Here is an 18,366-nt window from a genome sequence, read left to right as displayed (position 1 = left end):
GTGCTGGCCCACCCCGCCAGCGTGGACTCCATCCCCTCCTCCGCCAATCAGGAGGACATTGTGTCCATGGGCACCACCGCGGGCCGGAAGGCAGGCTGGATCGTGCAGAACACCTTCTCGGTGCTGGCCGACGAGCTGCTCACCGCCTGTCAGGCCATTGACGTCCGCCGTCAGCTGAACACCCACGGTCAGGGCATTGCTCCAGTCCATGAGGCCATTTTGAAATACGTCCGGCAGAAGATCCCCTTCTACGAGATCGACCGGGAGATTTGGCCCGATATTCTGGAGGTGGAGAAGATGATCCGCAGCGGCGAGCTGCTGGACATTGTCAGGGAATACATCCCCGACTTCCAATAAAACTGCATGATTTAAAAAAGCGGGACAGTTCAAAGCTGCTCCGCTTTTTTGCTTTAAAATAAGCGCCGCCGGAGTATGCCCCGGCGATTTCACAAAACCGGGTTGAATGGGTTCAGGACAGATGCTATAATCAAGGCGCAGAGGGGGAGGAATGACCATGAAAATCGCTTTACTTCAAATAGCGGCGCAGGGTACCCTTGACGGCACACTTGACAAAGGTATGTTATTCTGCCGCAGGGCGAAAGAGCTGGGGGCGGATATTGCATTGTTTCCAGAAATGTTCAGCAACGGATATAACATTTACGGCCGTCCGGCGGCTGACTGGATTCGGGAGGCAATTCCGGCAGACCATACGTTTATTCAGGCGTTTCAGGCACTTTCAAAGGAATTGAACATGGCGGTTGGAATCACCCTGCTTGAGAAATGCGAAACAGGTCCCCGAAATACACTGATCCTGTTTGACCGTTTTGGAAAGCGGGTTCTCCAATATTCCAAAGTACACACCTGTGATTTTGATGCGGAGAGAAATTTGACGCCTGGAGATGACTTCCACGTTGCAGACCTTGATACAGAATCAGGCGTTGTGAGGGTGGGCGCTATGATATGCTTCGACCGTGAATTTCCTGAAAGCGCAAGGATTCTCATGCTAAAAGGCGCCGAGGTTATACTTGTGCCCAACGCCTGCCCAATGGAGATCAATCGTCTGTCGCAGCTCCGGGCAAGGGCATATGAAAATATGCTTGGCATTGCGACCTGTAATTATCCCATCAGTGTTCCGGACTGCAACGGGCACTCTAATGCCTTTGATGGCGTCGCATATCTTCCTGAGCTTTCAGGGTCCAGGGATACTTGTATTCTGGAGGCAGATGAATCAGAGGGAATATGGATTGCGGCCTTTGATATGGACAGAATTCGGAATTACCGCCGCAGCGAGGTACACGGGAATGCTTACAGGCATCCGCGCAAATATGGAATCCTTTGCTCCGAGGAAATCAATGAGCCCTTTGTCCGGAAGGATTACCGAGAATAAGCCGGCGGCATAACTCCCCCTGCGTCGCCGTTCATCTCCACCGGGTGCCACGGGATTGTCCTCTGATCCCACATCTGTTATTCTGCTAAGAAGTGCGGTGACAAAAATGATTCAATTCGCAGTTTGTGACGACGAGCCGGTCATGGTACAGGAAATCACAAATCAGCTTTCAGAATATATGAATGGGGGCGCATATTGCATCGTACTGTGTCAATGGCTTTTCCAGCGGGCAATCTCTTTTGGAGAGCGGTTGTGACTTCGATTTGATTTTCCTGGACATTCAAATGGAGCAGCCAAATGGGTTGGAGACCGCTAACATTTTGCGGCAGCATAAAAATCACTGCCTGTTGATTTTCGTGTCCGTTCTGAACGAGTGTGTATTTGACGCTTTTGAAGTGGAGGCATTTGACTATTTAGTCAAGCCATTAGATCGCGGTCATTTCAAGAAAACAATGGACAGGGTCCTCAAATCCTTACAGCAGAGAGAGGCAAAACGTATTGTTGTCCAGCGGGGAACTTCCTGTGATGTGATTCTGTTAGCCGAAATCGTGTACTGCGTGGTACAGGGCAGAAAAATCTATATCCACCAAAGCGACGGAACCATTACCGGCTACTACCTGTGCCACCGGTATACCGAGGAGCGGGAGCATCTGGAGGCCCGGTAGGCGGTGGTCACCGCTCTGAGCAAGGCCATCCCCGAGATTTCCGGCAGCTCTCTGACCACCATCTCCGGCCTGGGGGCCATGTGTTTTATGAAATTCGGTATCGGGGGCTACAACACCGGCGGCATTGCCGGGCGGCAGAGCGGGTATCTGGCCGGGTGCGTCAATTCCGGCTTCATCAACGGGTGCAAGGACACCGGCGGCATTGTGGGTCAGGCGGCGCGGGAGCTCAGCTCCGCCCTGGCCGCGCTGCAGGAGGCCCCCGCCCAGCTGAACACCGCCATCAACGGCCTGAGACGGGCGATGGACACGATGCACGAGATGGTATTTCCCGGTGGATTCCCCTTCTTGCCCTCCCTGAGCAGCCTCCAGGAGGCCCGGGAGAACCTGCGCCGGGCCCTTGACGCCCTGGACGACCTCCAGTGGGTGTCCGACTCCTCCGCCGAAATCGGACGTCTGCTGAGCTGGGCGCTGGACACCGTTGGAGACGCGGTGGAAACCCTCACCGGCAAGGGCCTGGCGGAGTTCTCCGTTCTAGGGGAGCCCTACCGGCAGGCCAGCGACAGCCTCTTTGACGTCCTGGGCGGACTGTCCAGTGAGATGTCCGGGCTGAACAGCGACATTCAGTCCGGCAACGACGCGCTGATTGCCGATCTGCGGGCCATCAGCAGCCAGTTCAACGCCATATTCAACCTGCTGCTGGACGCGGTCAACGACCTGCTGGACCTGCCGGAGGAGGGGCTGGACGCCATCATTCAGGGCACCTCTGAGGAGGATATCGCCGCAACCCGAGAGGGCAAGGTGACCAACTGCCGCAACACAGGCGCGGTGGAGGGCTGCTACGGCGTGTGGCCGGAGTTCGACCCCTCTGGGACCCGCTCCGACCTCACCCTGGAGGCGGTTTACGCCCCCTGGATCACCCTGGCCTACAGCGTGGAGCAGTTCGGCAAGCTGTCTCTGGCCCTGGCTGAGGGGCAGTTCACCAGCGAGGCTGTGCTCCACGTGACGGAGAGTACACAGATACCGCCCAAACAGGACGCCGTGGACTCGGTCACATGGGATATCTCCCTGTCCGGCAGCGGACTGGGCAGCGGAGATACCGTCCCCCTGCGGCTCCTCAGCCCCGGAGGGGACGGCGCCGATGTGTGGCAGTACCAGAACGGCCAGTGGGTGGAGGTGGACGCTGTGGCCAGCGGACAGTATTTGCTGCTCTCTATGCAGGGGACTCAGGGCACCTTCTTTCTCCAGCGCCGGGGAAGCGTCGCTTGGATCCTGATCCTGCCTGCGGCCGGCGGAGCGGCGGGGCTGGCGGCTGCGCTGCTGATTGGGGCCAGAGCCAAAAAGAAGGGCGTTGGCAAAAAAAGCACGCAGTTAAGTCATAGCCGCATGAAATCTCTCCAAACCGGGCATCCTGCCTGTATGAGCAAAGCTGTTCCTGGACCAGGGCGGGATAAATTTTAAAAAATTATTAAATAATGTGCCAGAAAGAGTTGACAGCGCCCCCCGCCAACCCTTATAATGACTACATTGCCCTTTGTAAGAGCAAGGATCTGCTCCCTTCCGCGGATCAATATGCGCCTCAGCTATACTTGAGAGAGGCGTGCCCAAAGCTTGTGGGTGGGAACTCATTTTTCATCTGCATACAGGGATATTTGGAGGAGGCTTAGTCGGGATGGTAAGAAAGACCTATTATGAACTCATAGATACATGCTATGAAGCCGCTTGCCGTGAAATCGAACGCAAACAGCTAAACCACGACCCGGCCTCATATTTTGTCAATCTGGATATGATATATCAGACCAAGCGGAAGAGCCACGGCAGTGAACGGCTGTTTTACGTTGCAGCGGATGGTTCTCTCGTGCTGCGGACTGATGATTTCAGGTGAGGCTCAAACGCCCCGGAGTGCATCCGGGGCGTTTTTGCCATTGCAGTATTTTGCGCAGGGATAGGCAGACTATTCCACATCCTAAATAGAGAGAAGCATGTGTATGAAATGGTCTACGCTGAGAAAATGGCTCTGGGGCATTTCTCTGGGCAGCACCTATTTTCTTTTGATATTGTCATTGATCCTGCCCGTTGCACTGGCTGTGCTCGATGGCTCCTGCTGCCCCAATATCCGCGAACTGTATCACTATTTCAATGCTCGAATAGATGAGCGCTTGAATGCGGCCATTGCCAACGCCGCCCGTATTCTCGGTACCGGAGCCGCCCTGACCCTGCTGGCCACCGCAGCGGACCGGAATGTGCTGGGCGCAGTGGATGCCCGGGATATTTTGAGAAAGCAGTACCCGCATTTAATCGGCTCCTATCTGGTCTTCTTTGTGCTTGTATTTACCAGCAGCATTGCCGGTGACTGTAATCAGGGCGCCATTGCCCTCTTCTCTTTGACTGGCGCCATCCTTCTTTCGATTTGGTTTTTCTGCTTGTCCCTCATCCTTTTGCTGGATTCCGACCATCAGCGGAATATGCTGTATACCTATTATTCCAAAAACGTCAGAAATGAACGCCTGCCCTTGACAGAGCGGATGTCTGACCTGCAAAATGCGGTACAGCTGACCCGTTCTATCCTGGTGTGCGGCGAGAGATTAGGCGATGTGATATGCTCAGCCCTGCTGCCCTATTCCACGCCGGACGAGGAATCGGAAGTGGCCGCCTGCAGGGACCAGTGGGAACAGGTCAAGCTGTTGGAGGGGGTTGATATTGCGGCGGTTGTGTGGACTCAGCTCCGTCTGCCTAATCACGGGACACTCCCCTTATCCCCACTGCAATTCAACACCATTTGTGAGGATGTCCTTATGACCGGTATCTGGAAAAAATCAGAGGTCAGCCGCGCCATCCTGCTGGTGGGTTTTGTTGACTCCCTGCTCCCCAAGGATTCGAACGGCTCTTATATCGGCGCCTGCCAGCAGCTCACTGTGTTCTGCCGCACCCTGCGGGCAAAGCACCAGGGGGACGCATGGGCGGAGCATCTGATTGGCTGCCTGGCCTGCGCCTTTGGCATGGCAATGGCGATTGCCTTTGTGGACAGAGCGGCGCCGGACTGGGTTGACGCAGCAGATTTGGATTCAGCCTGGAGGCTGTTCAGCAACAATTTCCACTCCAACGTTTTTTCCTGCGTGGACCAGCCCGACGGCAGAGAAAAAGCCGAGCTGGAGCGGACACTGCAATATATAGAGTGGAGTACACGAAGAAGGCTGGGCCTCTCCTGGGCCGCATACGGCAGTGACAGCTTGTATGACCCTGATGTGGATATACGCAGCCAGCTGGCCCAGAACATGACGAACCTCTATTTACTGGATCGTATCACTTCTCAATACGCTTCGCAATACATATCATATCAGGGAGATGAGGGTTAATGGATTACAGGAACATGGTAGCCCTGTTTAGCAAAACGCTTACCATGGACATGGCGCGGCCGCCTGCTTGTTCAACGGCGGATGCGGGGCGGATGAATACATGCTGGGCTGTGTTGGGATACTTCGATTTTCTACAAATCTATCCCCTTGCCCCCAAAACAGATTCATGGCTTGGGGACGTGCTGAGGCACAACCAGCAGCTGTCTTCAGAGCTGGACGGAGATTATTACTTTCATCCCCTGCATCTGACAACCGGCGTATCAAGGGAAGCCGACCCGGAAGAGTACCAGCGGTTTTGGACCGGACATGACGATAAGCCCTTCCTCTTTTTGTCCCTGGTACATGAGGCCGCGCCAGGCAGCGTCCCCCTGATTCAAGAGAGCATTATGTCAAGCAGCAGGCGGAACAATGTCCCCCGGCTCTGCTACCATACCATGGAGCTCAGTGATTTGGCGGTGGTATGGCGCTCTGGCAGCTTATGGGAGCTCTTTCAGGAGATACAAGACCTGTACCGTCTGGAAGCGGTTGGAGATATGAGCACCTTTTCCGCAATTGACCAGGAGTTTATCAATCTCTTTGCCCATGATCCAAAGCCGGAGATCGATCCGGGGAGGGCGTTATTTGCCTCATCCCGCTATATCGTGCGCAGTGTAGAGCAGTCCCACAATTATCTGCGGCAGCTGGAAAAAATGAAGATCAACGTTGATCGCACTTACTTTTCAACCGGTATGGAAGATTTGCATCTCCTCCAGGAGAACATCAGCGCAGCTGATTTTCTATATTTTTTATATGTCCACCTGAACAATCCTTATCAGCAGGCGTTCTTTGAATGCTCCACCCGTTTGGGAATCCCGGAGAATTTTAAAGAGGACAAAGATGCGTTTTCTGCCGGCAGCCGGTCTGCCAGCAAAGAGGAGCCCGCTTTCTCCCAAAAATGCAAGCTCTTGCTGACAAACTTCCAGGCCACGCGGAAGTCCGCTCACGGCTTGACCAATATGGATCAGTCGTGGGTCAAGCCGACCAGCAGCCTTCTGAACGCGCTGGCTGATATGAGCAAAAACTGGGTCATGGACGGCTTTTGCTATTTGATCTATGATGCCGCACGTCTGTTCTGCGAAAAGATCAGGGCGTGGAATGTTACGGGGCGGTCTTTAGATATAAAAAAGGAGACCAATCTGGTTCAGCGGTTTGTACGCGGCTGGGGCGGACTGATGGAGCAGGCAACCCGTACAGACGGGAGATTTATTCAGATGCCCGGCTTCAGTCCGGCGGTCTGTGAGATTCCAGCCCACCTGTTGGAGTGTTATCTATCCGTGATGATGTGCTGTGCCAGCCTGATGGTGGTGAAGCCGGAAAAAAACGATGTTGCACTGCTGCTTGTCCCCAAGATATGCCGCCGCGTGAAGGTCCATTCCGTTTTGGACGAGATCCGGAGCTGTAAACACCTGCTGTATGTAGACATTCCCATGGAGATGCTGTATGACCCCATCGCCGTGCTGTGCGGACTGTGTCATGAACTGGCCCACAATGTAGGCGATACCTGGCGCAACCGGAAAGAGCGAGGCACACGCATTATCTACGCGGCAGCGTATGAGCTGGCCAACCGCCTGGGACTGGATTCGCCTCCTGTCATCCAGGAAATCTACGCCACACTGAAAAATATTTGCCAGTGCAAGGGCAGTGCTTCCATTGACTATATGGCAAAACTCCCTCCTCTGCTGTATGGAGGAATGATCGCCGCGCTGAAGGATGACGCGGAATTTTCCCGGTGGACCTATCTGTACCAGACAAGCGAGAATCTTTCTTCCCAGCAAATCCGGGCTATGCAGAAAAAAAGCACCCTTAACCGGAACAGCTTGCTGTATGAGGGCTTTAATTTCTTTCAAGAGATGGAGAACCTGATTTACCTGTTTCGTGAGTGCTACGCCGATATGGTTATGCTCTATCTGTTAAAACCCGATCAGACAACCTATGAGGCTTTTGCCATACAAGAGCTCCGCACCCAGACACAGGACAGCAGCCTGTGGACCTCAGAGCCATACAGCACATTGGTCGAACGCTGGGGGCTGGTTATTTCAGTGATGCAAACAAATGGGCTGTGGGCGGCGACGGACTTTGTAAAACGTGGAGCCGAACAACAAAATGATCCAACCGCCAAGCGGCTTCATGCTGATATTTGTGATTTTATCGCATGGTTTCATGAAGCCGGCGGAGAAAAACCCAATCACCGGTCAAAAGAGACACTCCAGCAAGTCTATGATTATCTCTCGATCTGTTATAGGTCAATCGATATGTCTTTTCATTGTGATGGCCCCCATTTCCGCACCGCGGAAGGTCGATATCAGAATCTGACCAGCTTGCGTATGCTTTTTTCCAGTCTGTCCAACGAGTATAATGTTGATTATGAGGCGTTTGAGGGTTTCATTGCCCTATATCGAAAAAGCATGATTCAGTCAAGCAACGCCCCCATGGACGGCTGGCCGTTCAGATAAAAGTCTCTTCAAATTCATAAAGCAGAGAAAATTTGTAGAGCGGGCCGGGGTGGTTCCACCTTGTGATTCCGCAGGAGCGCACACGGCGGCTTCGCCGCCTGCGGGCGGGGAATTGTCTTAGGAAAGCTGCTTCTATTTCAGATTTCAAGTAGAAGCAGTACCTGCAAGTCAATCCCCACCGGCTTCGCCGGAGCCCCTTTTCAAAGGGGCCAGGCCGCCTGCGGGCGGGGAATTGTCTTAGGAAAGCTGCTTCTATTTCAGATTTCAAGTAGAAGCAGTCCCCGCAAGTCAATCCCCACCGGCTTCGCCGGAGCCCCTTTTCAAAGGGGCCAGGCCGCCTGCGGGCAGGACGAGGGATAGGCCCTGCGAAGCAGGGCCGCACAAGCGGCGCAGCCGCTTGCCCCCTTTGGCAAAGGGGGTGGCCGAGCGAAGCGAGGGCGGGGGATTGTCTTAGGAAAGCTGCTTCTATTTCAGATTTCAATGTAGAATCAGTGCCAGCAAGTCAATCCCCACCGGCTTCGCTGGAGCCCCTTTTCAAAGGAGCCAGGCCGCCTGCGGGCGGGACGAGCCCTGCTTCGCAGGGCCATAAAGCGGCAGGCTAGGGTCGTCCCACCCTACACAAGATACTTTACGAATGAAAGTAAACGTTTTATACCCGTTGACTTTTTCATTAAAAACGTTTAGTATGGAAGATATGTACAAAATCACACTTCAAGGAGGCGGGAACAATGGAATTTATTGATATGCACTGCGATTCGTTGACTGTCTTGCTGCTGACAGATCGGGAGAAGGCGGATTTGAATCACGCAAAGTCGACCATGGTTGATTTTGAGCGCATGAAAAAGGGCGGGCAGACGGCCCAATTCTTTGCGGTATTTCTTCCGGCCCCCGGGATGCTTGAGCCGTTTCATATTCCGGCAATCAGCGATGAGGAGTATATTCAAACGCTGCGGGGTTATCTGCTGAAGAACGTGGAAGCTCACCCTGATCTCATACAAATGGCCTACACCGGGGAGGACATTTTGACAAACAGGAGCCAGGGAAAGATGTCCGCCGTCCTTACAATGGAGGATGGCCGGGCTGCCGCCGGGGATTTGGAAAATATCAAGCGCTTCCACAAGATGGGCTTCCGGGCGATTTCCCTCACATGGAATATGCCGAACTGCTTTGGCGCTCCCAACTCCTCCGACCCGGAAATCATGAGTCAGGGGCTTACGGAGTTTGGCAGGGACGCGGTGGCGTATATGCAGGAGCTTGGCATTCTTGTGGACGTATCCCACCTGTCTGAAGGCGGCTTCTACGATGTGGCGGGTATCTGCAAAAAACCGTTCATAGCAACCCATTCCAACAGCTTTACCCTCTGTCCCCATCCAAGAAACCTGACGGATGAGCAGATTCGGGCGCTTGGCAACGCGGGCGGTATGACCGGGCTGAATTTTGGACCCGAGTTTTTGAACCCGGATATCCACTGCAAGGACAGCACGGCGCTCCAAATTGCAAAGCACGCACGGCATATTGCTGACGTCGGCGGCGTAGACTGCGTTGGGATCGGCAGCGATTTTGACGGAATCAAGGGCAATTTGGAAATCAGCGACTGCACGAAGTTAGGGCTGCTGGAGGACGCGCTGAAAAAAGAGGGATTTTCCTCCGATGAACTCGAGAAGATCTTTTATAAAAACGTGATCCGCGTGATGAAAGATACTCTGAGGTAAATGGGCGTCATTGATTCCCTGGAGCCTCAAAACAGCGTGAACTGATGATCCTGGTCTCTCCATGCTCTCCAGGCCGAAGCAGCGGCCTGGAGAGCATATTGTTTAGGCGGCGGATTTTATTTGACAAAGGCGGCTAATCAGGGATTGTGCCATTTTTAAGCAAAATCGGAACCCTTTTGAAGGGAAAAATCAAATAAGCTCTTGCGAAAGCAAGAATGGTGGATTATAATAGAAAATCAAGATTTTGAACAAAGGAATGAGACAAAATGAGCACACAACTCCTCCAACAGATATGGGAGGCGCAGGATACTGCCTATGATCTTATGAGCGAATACGATTCCCTGCCCCACCACTACGGCGGCGTGGTGCTTTATCAGGCGGAGGCCTACATCGTGAATCTGGTTGGACAGCATCCCGGCATCACAGTGACCCAGCTTGCGGAAATTTTGAACAAAACCACCAGCGCCTGCTCTCAGATTGTGCGGAAGCTGAGAGCCAAAGGTTTTGTGGAGCAGATTCGAAATCCGGACAACAACCGCCTCTACAACCTGGAGCTGACCCAGACGGGGACGGAGGTATTTCGGGCCCACATCAGCTTTAATCAGGAGTGCCAGGTGAAAACCTTTGAACTGCTGAAGGACTTTACCGACGAAGAGCTGATGGTCCATCTGCGGGTCCAGAGGAAGCTGAATGAGGCTTATCAGGACGATGTGAAGCGGAGCAAGGAACAGGTGGACAGACCGTAGGAGCCGGGACCGGGTTCTCCCAAAGGAAGCCATTCATATTGCAGCAAAGGCTGGACGGCGTGTGCCGTCCAGCCTTTGTCGTAATGTCACAAAATCGAGGGTTTTGAATTGTGCACTAAAACAAAGTATCTTAATTACACAAAAATACTCTTGCTTTTTCTGGGATTTATAGTATTATAAATATGCTTAATCGTTAAGCAATGGCTTTATTTAGGAGAAGGAGGTATTTTTATGGGCAGACCAATCATTGGCATACTAAGCAGCAGATCCGATATCCCGCTCCCGGGAGGACCAAATCTCTCCATCGAGTACGCCAGCGTTGCCTACTGCCGGGCAGTGGTGCGCGGCGGCGGGACGCCGCTTTTGCTTCCGGTGACGCCCGAACCGGAGCTGGCGGAGCAGATGTTTGCGCAGTGCGATGGGATCCTCTTCCCCGGCGGGGTCGATGTGGACCCCAGGTTCTACGGGGAAGCGCCCGACCCGATGCTCGGCACCGTTGACAGCACGATGGACCGTTTCTGGCTTCAGGCGCTGGATTTCGCCCTGGACCATAAGCTCCCCCTGCTGGGAATCTGCCGGGGTATGCAGCTGGTCAACGTGGGTCTGGGCGGCAGCCTGTATCAGGATTTGGTCCGGCGGGGCGTCCCCTCGTATCTGCATTCCCAGAAACAGAGCCGGGACTATCTGATGCATCAGGTCAAGCTGACGCCGGGCAGCCGTCTGAGCGCGGTGCTGGGGGAGGAGTCGGTCTACACCAACACCATGCATCACCAGTGCGTCAAGGAGCCAGGAAAGGGACTGAAGCGGGTTGCCCAGACAGACGATGGGGTCCCTGAGGCCCTGGAGTCGGAGGACGGGCAGATCATGCTGGTCCAGTGGCACCCGGAGGCCCTGCTGGAGACGGAACCCAGGATGTGCCGCCTCTTCGAGGACCTGATTGAACGATGCAGAGGAGAGCAGCAGTAAGAAATGAGGAAAAACGGCGACGACTCAAATCGGGAGGTACTTTTATGGTAAAAGAACAGACAAAGCAGAAAAAAGACATCAGTATGTGGACCACAATTGTAGTCGTAATTGCGGTGGTGTACATCCTTTCCCTGATCCTGCCCTCCGGCTCCTACCAGCGCACCGAGACCGGCACGGCAATCCCGGGCTCCTATGAGGTGGTGGAAAAAATCTACCTCTCTCCTCTGGATGTGGTGATGAAGGTGTGCGACCAGGCCTACAACACCTTTGGCAAGCTGTTTATCTGCCTGATGATTATGAGCGGCCTGATGGGCGTGACCAACTCTACCGGCGTGCTGGACAAGGCCCTTGCCAATATGATACGCAAGTTTAAGGATAAGGCGCTACTCATCATACCAGTATATGTATTTGCCACCGGCGTCCTGGGCGCTATGGGGTCTATGATCTCAACCGTTGTGCTATTCGTCCCCCTGGGGCTCTCCCTGGCAAAGCAGCTGCGGGCGGACCGCTCCTTTGCGGTGGGACTTGTTATCTGCGGCTCTTTCACGGCGTTTATGTCCTCCCCCATTAATATGCTGACCTGTATCATGGGCCAGACGATTGCAGGCATCCCGGAATACTCGGGCGGCGGCCTGCGTACCATCGTCACCATAGTCAACCTGATTATCGTATCCGCGTTCCTGATCCTGTGGGTCAAGCGCTGCCAGAAGGACCCATCCATCTATGAGAAGAATTTCGGCGGCGCAGAGATCGGCGACGGCATGGACAATGTTCAGGAGTACAGCCCCCTGACCGGAAGAGAGATCATCATTTTGATCCTGTTCTTCGGCACCTTTATCTTCTTCGCAGCCGGCGGTGTGCTGCTCAACCTGAGTATGCTGCCCCTGGCCTCTGTGGTACTGCCTCTGGTACTTGTCATCGGCTTCCTGGGCGGCTACGATCTGGACGAGACCATGAAGCACTGGGCCAAGGGCACCGGCGGCATGGCCAGCGTAATGCTGTTCATGATTTTCGCCTGCTACATGAACGTCATCCTGAACAACTCCGGCATTCTGGATACCCTGGTATACTATGTCTCCATGCCTCTGAGCTATTTGAGCGGCGCCCTGGCGGTTGTCGGTATGTTCATCGCCAACGCTGTCATCAATGTCTTCATCAACTCCGGCTCCGGCCAGACGGCGATCATGATGCCGATTATGGCCCCCCTGGCCGACGTGCTCGGCGTGACCCGCCAGATGTCCGTCCTCGCCCTTCAGTATGGCGACGGCTTCACCAACCTGTTGGCCCCCACCAGCGTCAACCTGATGGCCTGCCTTGCAGCTGCGAAGATCGGCCTGAAGGATTGGTACAAGCTGTGCGTGCCCCTCTATGCGCTCCTTGCAATCGTGTTGATCATCTCCATCTTTGTCGGTACGGCAATCGGCTATTCCTGATGTCCCTTCCTGTGTTCCCGTCCCCTCAGGGGACGGGAACACAAGCACGGCTTGCAAAGGGGCCGCCGGTCCCTGAGCTGCCGCTGTTCATAAGCCAGATGAGTTTTGAGAGGAGAATCCGTCCATGGAATTGGTAGAGAAGATTTGTCAGATCTCAGATGAACTGGAGCAGCACACCATTGAAATTCGCCGTCAGATCCACCAAAATCCGGAACTCTCCTACAAGGAGACCCAGACCAGCGCCCTTGTCCGCGAGGAGCTGGAGCGCATGGGGGTCTCTTACGAGGAGAGCCCGGTGAAGCCCGGGATCATTGCCACCATTGACAGCGGGAAGCCCGGTAAATTCCTGATGCTCCGGGCGGATATGGACGCTCTTCCCATTCAGGAGGAGACAGACTTTGAATTTGCATCGCGCAATCCCAACGTAATGCACGCCTGCGGACATGACGTACATACTGCAAACCTTCTTGCGGTCGCGGAGGTTTTAAACCGCACCAAAGAGGACTGGCAGGGCAAGGTGAAGCTGGTCTTCCAGCCGGCGGAGGAGAGCGGCGGCGGCGGCCGTGAGATGATTAAGGCCGGCCTGATGGAGGAGATGCCTGACGCCTGCTTCGCCCTCCATGTGGACAACACGGAAGCTGGTCAGGTGCTGATCGGGAAGGGCTATCTGACTGCATACTCCGACGGCTACCTGATGACAGTTCACGGGAAAGCGGCCCATTCCTCCACCCCGGAGGAGGGGGTTGACGCAATTGATATTGCGGCCTCCATCATCACGGCCCTCCACGGGATCGCCTCCAGAAACCTGGGCCCGATGGCCCAGGGAACGCTGAACATCGGGACCATCAAGGGCGGTATGGCCGGAAACATTATTGCGGACAAGGTCGATATGGTCTGCATGATGCGCAGTCTGTGCGACAAGAGCCGGGATACCATGCGGGAGCGCATTGCGGCCCTGGCCACAGGGATCGCCGAGGCCAAGGGCGGAAGCTGCGACTGTGATTTCCGGGCGGGCTACGCCGCCGTGTATAACAATGAGGAATTCAGTGAAGAGGTGTACCGCACACTCAACAAGTATGAGAGCGCACTCTACCAGGGTCCCCTTGCGGGAGCCAAGTCCCGGGTTAAGATCGGCAGTTATCCCATGCTTGCGGCGGAGGACTTTGGCTTCTACAGTCAGAAGGTCCCGTCCTGTCTGGTTTGGGTCGGCGTTGGCGAGGGCGCGCCGAAACACAATTCTCACTTCTCGGTCAATGAGGACTGCATCAAGTTCTGCACACGGGTTATGGTGCTGACCGCCCTGGAGTATTTGAACCGCTGAGACTCTTTCGGCGTCCGCCGGAGCCGGCAGGCGGGTCAGTGAGCTGTTCTTCCACCCTCCGGGGGATGGGGGACCAGGAAAAATTTAGGAGGATGAATTTAGGATGAAATATGATTTTACTTCCATTATGGACCGCCGGAATAAAGACGCGTTGGCGGTTGACGTGCTGGGCAAAATGCCGGATATGGCGCCCAATCCCCCGAAGGAGGGCTTTGACGTTATCCCCATGTGGGTTGCCGACATGAATTTCCCCGTCCTGCCCGCGATTCAGGAGGCCATGATTTCCCGGGTCAAGGAACCCCACTTCGGCTATTTCCAGCCCCGGGACGAGTACTACGATTCCATCATCCGCTGGCACGAGACGCGCAACGGCGTGACCGGCCTGACCCGGGAGCACATCGCCTATGAAAACGGCGTGCTGGGCGGAGCGGTCGCCGCACTGAACGTCTTCTGCTCCAGGGGTGACAACGTCCTGGTCCACTCGCCCACCTACATCGGCTTCACCAAGAGCCTGACCAATAACGGCTACCATATCGTCCACTCCTCCCTGGTGAAGGACGAGGGGGGCGTATGGCGTATGGATTTTGAGGACATGGAGCGGAAAATTGTGGAAAACCACATCCACGCCGCCATCTTCTGTTCCCCCCACAACCCCTGCGGGCGCGTTTGGGAGCGGTGGGAAGTGGAGCGGGCCATGGAGCTGTTCCAAAAGTACGAGATCAATGTGGTTTCGGACGAAATCTGGTCCGATATCATTCTGGAAGGCCACAAGCATATTCCGGTGCAGTCCGTCTCTGAGTATGCCCGGAACCACACGGTGGCCCTCTACGCTCCCTCCAAAACCTTTAATCTGGCCGGATTGGTCGGCGCCTACCACATCATATATGACAGGAAGATCCGGGAGCGGGTGGAGAAAGAGTCCTCTCTGTGCCACTACAATGATATCAACATCCTCTCCATGTACGCCCTCCTCGGCGCGTATCAGCCCGAGGGCTACGTGTGGGCCGACGAGCTGCGGCAGGTCATCACTGGCAACGTGGAATACGCCTGCGATTACATCGCCCAGCACTTCGATGGCGTGGAGGTCTCTAAGCCGGAGGGCACCTATATGCTCTTTGCCGACTGCTCCAAGTGGTGCGAAAAGCATGGCAAGACGCTGGACGAGGTGGAGCAGGCCGCCTGGGATGTGGGTGTTGCCATTCAGGATGGCCGGATGTTCCACGGCCCCTGCCACCTGCGCATCAACCTGGCCCTGCCCCTCAGCCGGGTGAAGGAGGCCTTCGACCGGCTGGATCAATACGTCTTCAACGCATAGACCGGTATACCGGCACTTTGTATTGCAGATATTAGGAGGTAGTATGTCTATTTATACCATTACATTCAGCCCCACCGGAGGAACGAAAAAGGCCGCAGACCGCTTGTCCGCCGCCCTTGGCCCGTGTGTCCAGGAGATCGACCTGACCGTTCCCGGTACCGATTACAGCCAGTTTTCCTTCTGCGCCGACGATATTTGTGTCGTTGCGGTTCCCTCCTACGGCGGACGGGTTCCCGCAGCGGCAGTCTCCCGCCTGGCCGCCATGGAGGCAAATGGGGCAAAGGCGGTTCTGATGGCAGTTTACGGCAACCGCGCCTATGAGGATACCCTGCTGGAATTGAAGGAGACGCTGACCCAGGCCGGATTCTGCTGCGCGGCGGCGGTGGCCGCTGTGGCGGAGCACTCCGTTATGCGCCAGTTCGCCAGCGGACGCCCAAATCAGCAGGACCTGGAGACGCTGGAACAGTTTGGCCGTCAAATCAAGGAGGACCTGGAAAAAAATCCCTCGTCCGCCCATGTGGACGTGCCGGGCACCACGCCCTATCGGGAGTACCACGGCATTCCGCTGAAGCCCAAAGCGGGAGAGACCTGCATTGGCTGCGGCCAGTGCGCACAGGCGTGCCCTGTGGGTGCGATACCGGCAGAGGACCCGTCTTTCACAAACACCGAAACTTGTATCAGCTGTATGCGGTGCATCGGCGTCTGCCCCGTTCAGGCCAGAACGCTGGACGCGGCAATGCTGGCTGGAGCGTCACAGCGGCTGGAACAGGTCTGTGCGGAATTTAAAGAAAATGAGCTGTTTTTGAACTGATCGCTCCAGCCCTGGCTGTCCCCGGAGTTCAGTCATTTCCGCAATCCAAGTAAAAAGACCACAGACTTTTTGAACATCGTCTGTGGTCTTTTTTCGTTTTCATCTGTATAGAAAGGCCCGTCATCCTCCCGCCCTGCGTTTCCTGTCCGCTCCAGGCAGGGGCAATGGAAAGAAATGGAGTGTGATTACAGCATTTTGGGTCCTTCCGAAATGGTCTGACATACTGCATTGCTGGTATGAGCTGAAAATACCTGTATCTTGGGGATACAAGTGATAAACTGGCATCCCCATTCCCCTGCATAGTCCGTTAATTCCATGATCTCCTCTTTCAAATTCCAAGGGAGGATAAGTAAGTAGTCCGGCTGATATCTCCTCAGCGCGTCAACGCCCACAATGGGGATCAAGCTGCCCGGAAGATAGAAGCCCTGTTTATGGGGGTTGGAGTCCACCACAAAATCAATCACGTCATGCTTGATCCCGCAATAGTTCAAAAAGGTATGCCTTTCGCCGCTGCGCCAAAGGCGGCAATGCGCTTCCCCTGTTTTTTCAGGCCGCTGAATAGCTGAAGCGCATCCCGCTGAATGGCCTGCATCTGCCGGGGAAAATTGGTATAGGTCTGGATGTTTTCCAGGCCAAAGTCACGCTCTTGATTCAGCAGCGCGGAGACGGAGTCCCGTTCCTGGATCGAAGTGCAATCCTCATGCGCCGCATAGATCCGCAGCGAGCCCCCATGGGTCGGCAGTTCTTCCACGTCATAAATCTTCAAGCTGTGGCGGTGAAACAGGCGCTTCACCGTTTCCAGGGAGAGATAATGGAAATGCTCATGGTAAATGGTATCGAACTGATTGTTTTGAATCAGCCGCAGCAGGTGGGGGAACTCCATGGTAATGGTGCCCTTGGGGCCGAGCACCAGAGACAATCCCTCCACAAAACTGTTGATATCCGGGACGTGTGCTAATACATTGTTGCCGATCACAAGGTCGTAAAGGCCATCCTCCGCCCTGATTTCCTGTGCGGTGCGGGCATGAAAGAAGCAGCAGCGGACATCCAGCCCCTTCGCTTTCGCCTCCGCCGCCACGTTTTCTGCCGGTTCAACTCCCTTTACGGGGATCCCATATGGCTGAAAATATTGCAGCAGATAGCCGTCGTTGCAGGGATTTCCAGGACGCGGCTGTCCCGGGTGAGCTGGAGTCTGGAGATAATCATATCCACGTACCCTTTACAGTGTTCGAGCCAGCTCCTGGAAAAGGAGCTGAAATACTGATACTCCCCAAAAATCTGCTCAGGGCGCTGGTAGAGCCCGGCCTGAACCAAAAAGCAGCGTTCGCACACCTGGACCTTCAGCGGGTAGAACATCTGTCCCCGGTTTAAATCCTCGGCGGACAGATACTCGTTGGAGAGCGGCGAAAGGCCCAGGTCCGCAAAGGTGTGTTTTAATGGGTGTCCGCAGAAGCGGTAATGCTGATTGTCCATCAAAGTCATCTCCTGGCTTAAATCAATGTTCCCAAAACCGCTCCAGTCCCTCTGCCAGGGATATCTTGGGGACCCAGCCCGGAGGCGGGGGGTATATGCGGCAGGGACGTTCCGGCATATTGGGCGGGTCTGGACGCGCCCCCCAATTCAATTCAGGGGCAATGTTATTTACCTGAAGCATCAGCGCGGCTGTGTCCCGCAAAGAGCGGGGCGCTTCGTGGAAGAGCTGGAAAAAGTGATGCCCCGGCCCTCCGTCCAAGGCGGCGGCAGCCTGCATAAACCCCTGGACCGCATCGTCGATGTAGACTGCGTCATATAGCTGCCGGCCAGAGGTCAGGTCGAGGGGGGTCTGCGCCAGGGCGGCCCGCTGGATCAGGTTCAGCACCTTGGGACGCAGGTCCCCGGGGCCGTAGGTGTCGGATATCATCACTGCCGCCGCGCTGAGCAGGCCGGAGCTGGTATAGAACTCCACAAGGTCGCTGAATGCCTGCTTGGTGGCCGCATAGAGGGTCAGAGGCCGATATTCCGCACCGGTACAGTGGGTGGTGACCGTTGTGGCATAGACCAGCCGGCGGCATCCGACGGCAGACATCCCCTCCAGCAGGCAGGTCCCCAACGTCAGATTGCTCTCCAGCAATTGCGGGATCGCCTTCTCATCGTGGGCGGTGGTATACACGGCCCGCCCCCGCTGG

General features: G+C 55.2%; 16 protein-coding genes and 1 pseudogene. 14 read left to right on the top strand and 3 right to left on the bottom strand.

What is annotated here, in order from left to right; genetic code table 11:
• The 14 genes from D1646_RS16155 to D1646_RS16095 form a co-directional block, all read left to right on the top strand.
• On the top strand, positions 1 to 357 hold a 357-nt coding region (locus D1646_RS16155; protein WP_160637460.1), incomplete at its 5' end, for an aromatic amino acid lyase.
• Positions 358 to 514: 157 nt separating this feature from the next.
• Positions 515 to 1,387, top strand: coding sequence for a carbon-nitrogen hydrolase family protein (locus D1646_RS16150; RefSeq protein WP_243154204.1), 873 nt, complete (start codon positions 515 to 517; stop codon positions 1,385 to 1,387).
• A gap of 527 nt (positions 1,388 to 1,914) precedes the next feature.
• Positions 1,915 to 2,052: a hypothetical protein gene (locus tag D1646_RS23385; RefSeq protein ID WP_243154205.1), complete on the top strand. Its 138-nt coding sequence runs from the start codon at positions 1,915 to 1,917 to the stop codon at positions 2,050 to 2,052.
• 3 nt (positions 2,053 to 2,055) lie between these two features.
• On the top strand, positions 2,056 to 3,510 hold the full coding sequence (locus D1646_RS22765; RefSeq protein WP_201754722.1) for a hypothetical protein: 1,455 nt from the start codon (positions 2,056 to 2,058) through the stop codon (positions 3,508 to 3,510).
• A 211-nt stretch (positions 3,511 to 3,721) separates the two neighbouring features.
• Positions 3,722 to 3,934 carry a hypothetical protein gene (locus D1646_RS16140; RefSeq protein ID WP_160637458.1) on the top strand — a complete coding sequence of 71 codons (213 nt, stop codon included), beginning with the start codon at positions 3,722 to 3,724 and terminating at the stop codon, positions 3,932 to 3,934.
• A 103-nt stretch (positions 3,935 to 4,037) separates the two neighbouring features.
• Positions 4,038 to 5,405, top strand: coding sequence for a hypothetical protein (locus tag D1646_RS16135; RefSeq protein WP_160637457.1), 1,368 nt, complete (start codon positions 4,038 to 4,040; stop codon positions 5,403 to 5,405).
• 449 nt (positions 5,406 to 5,854) lie between these two features.
• The gene (locus D1646_RS16130; protein ID WP_160637456.1) at positions 5,855 to 7,897 is read left to right on the top strand and encodes a hypothetical protein; all 2,043 of its coding nucleotides are present in this window, start codon (positions 5,855 to 5,857) and stop codon (positions 7,895 to 7,897) included.
• A 728-nt stretch (positions 7,898 to 8,625) separates the two neighbouring features.
• Positions 8,626 to 9,609 carry a dipeptidase gene (locus D1646_RS16125; RefSeq protein ID WP_160637455.1) on the top strand — a complete coding sequence of 328 codons (984 nt, stop codon included), beginning with the start codon at positions 8,626 to 8,628 and terminating at the stop codon, positions 9,607 to 9,609.
• Between the two features lie 266 nt (positions 9,610 to 9,875).
• Positions 9,876 to 10,355, top strand: coding sequence for a MarR family transcriptional regulator (locus tag D1646_RS16120; protein ID WP_160637454.1), 480 nt, complete (start codon positions 9,876 to 9,878; stop codon positions 10,353 to 10,355).
• 231 nt (positions 10,356 to 10,586) lie between these two features.
• The gene (locus D1646_RS16115) at positions 10,587 to 11,321 is read left to right on the top strand and encodes a gamma-glutamyl-gamma-aminobutyrate hydrolase family protein (RefSeq protein ID WP_160637453.1); all 735 of its coding nucleotides are present in this window, start codon (positions 10,587 to 10,589) and stop codon (positions 11,319 to 11,321) included.
• A gap of 44 nt (positions 11,322 to 11,365) precedes the next feature.
• Positions 11,366 to 12,754, top strand: coding sequence for a Na+/H+ antiporter NhaC family protein (locus D1646_RS16110; RefSeq protein WP_160637452.1), 1,389 nt, complete (start codon positions 11,366 to 11,368; stop codon positions 12,752 to 12,754).
• 124 nt (positions 12,755 to 12,878) lie between these two features.
• Positions 12,879 to 14,075, top strand: a complete 1,197-nt coding sequence (locus D1646_RS16105; protein WP_160637451.1) for a M20 family metallopeptidase — start codon at positions 12,879 to 12,881, stop codon at positions 14,073 to 14,075.
• A gap of 103 nt (positions 14,076 to 14,178) precedes the next feature.
• Entirely contained in the window at positions 14,179 to 15,390 is a 1,212-nt protein-coding gene (locus D1646_RS16100; protein ID WP_160637450.1) for an aminotransferase class I/II-fold pyridoxal phosphate-dependent enzyme, read from the top strand.
• A gap of 43 nt (positions 15,391 to 15,433) precedes the next feature.
• Positions 15,434 to 16,201 carry an EFR1 family ferrodoxin gene (locus D1646_RS16095; protein ID WP_160637449.1) on the top strand — a complete coding sequence of 256 codons (768 nt, stop codon included), beginning with the start codon at positions 15,434 to 15,436 and terminating at the stop codon, positions 16,199 to 16,201.
• Positions 16,202 to 16,386: 185 nt separating this feature from the next.
• On the opposite strand, the pseudogene D1646_RS16090 reads toward D1646_RS16095, so the two are convergent.
• The 3 genes and pseudogenes from D1646_RS16090 to D1646_RS16085 all read right to left on the bottom strand — a co-directional run.
• Positions 16,387 to 17,312 (bottom strand): annotated as a pseudogene (locus tag D1646_RS16090) (class I SAM-dependent methyltransferase).
• Positions 17,303 to 17,674 carry a hypothetical protein gene (locus D1646_RS23380; RefSeq protein ID WP_243154203.1) on the bottom strand — a complete coding sequence of 124 codons (372 nt, stop codon included), beginning with the start codon at positions 17,672 to 17,674 and terminating at the stop codon, positions 17,303 to 17,305. The pseudogene D1646_RS16090 and the gene D1646_RS23380 overlap by 10 nt, the downstream one beginning before the upstream one ends.
• A gap of 22 nt (positions 17,675 to 17,696) precedes the next feature.
• A partial coding sequence (locus D1646_RS16085) for an NAD-dependent epimerase/dehydratase family protein (protein WP_160637448.1) occupies positions 17,697 to 18,366 on the bottom strand: 670 nt, incomplete at its 5' end.

It is taken from the genome of Pseudoflavonifractor sp. 60, assembly GCF_009911645.1.
Lineage (GTDB): Bacteria > Bacillota > Clostridia > Oscillospirales > Oscillospiraceae > Lawsonibacter.
Note: the sequence above shows the minus strand (reverse complement) of the source record. Positions and strands in the feature narration are given on the sequence as shown.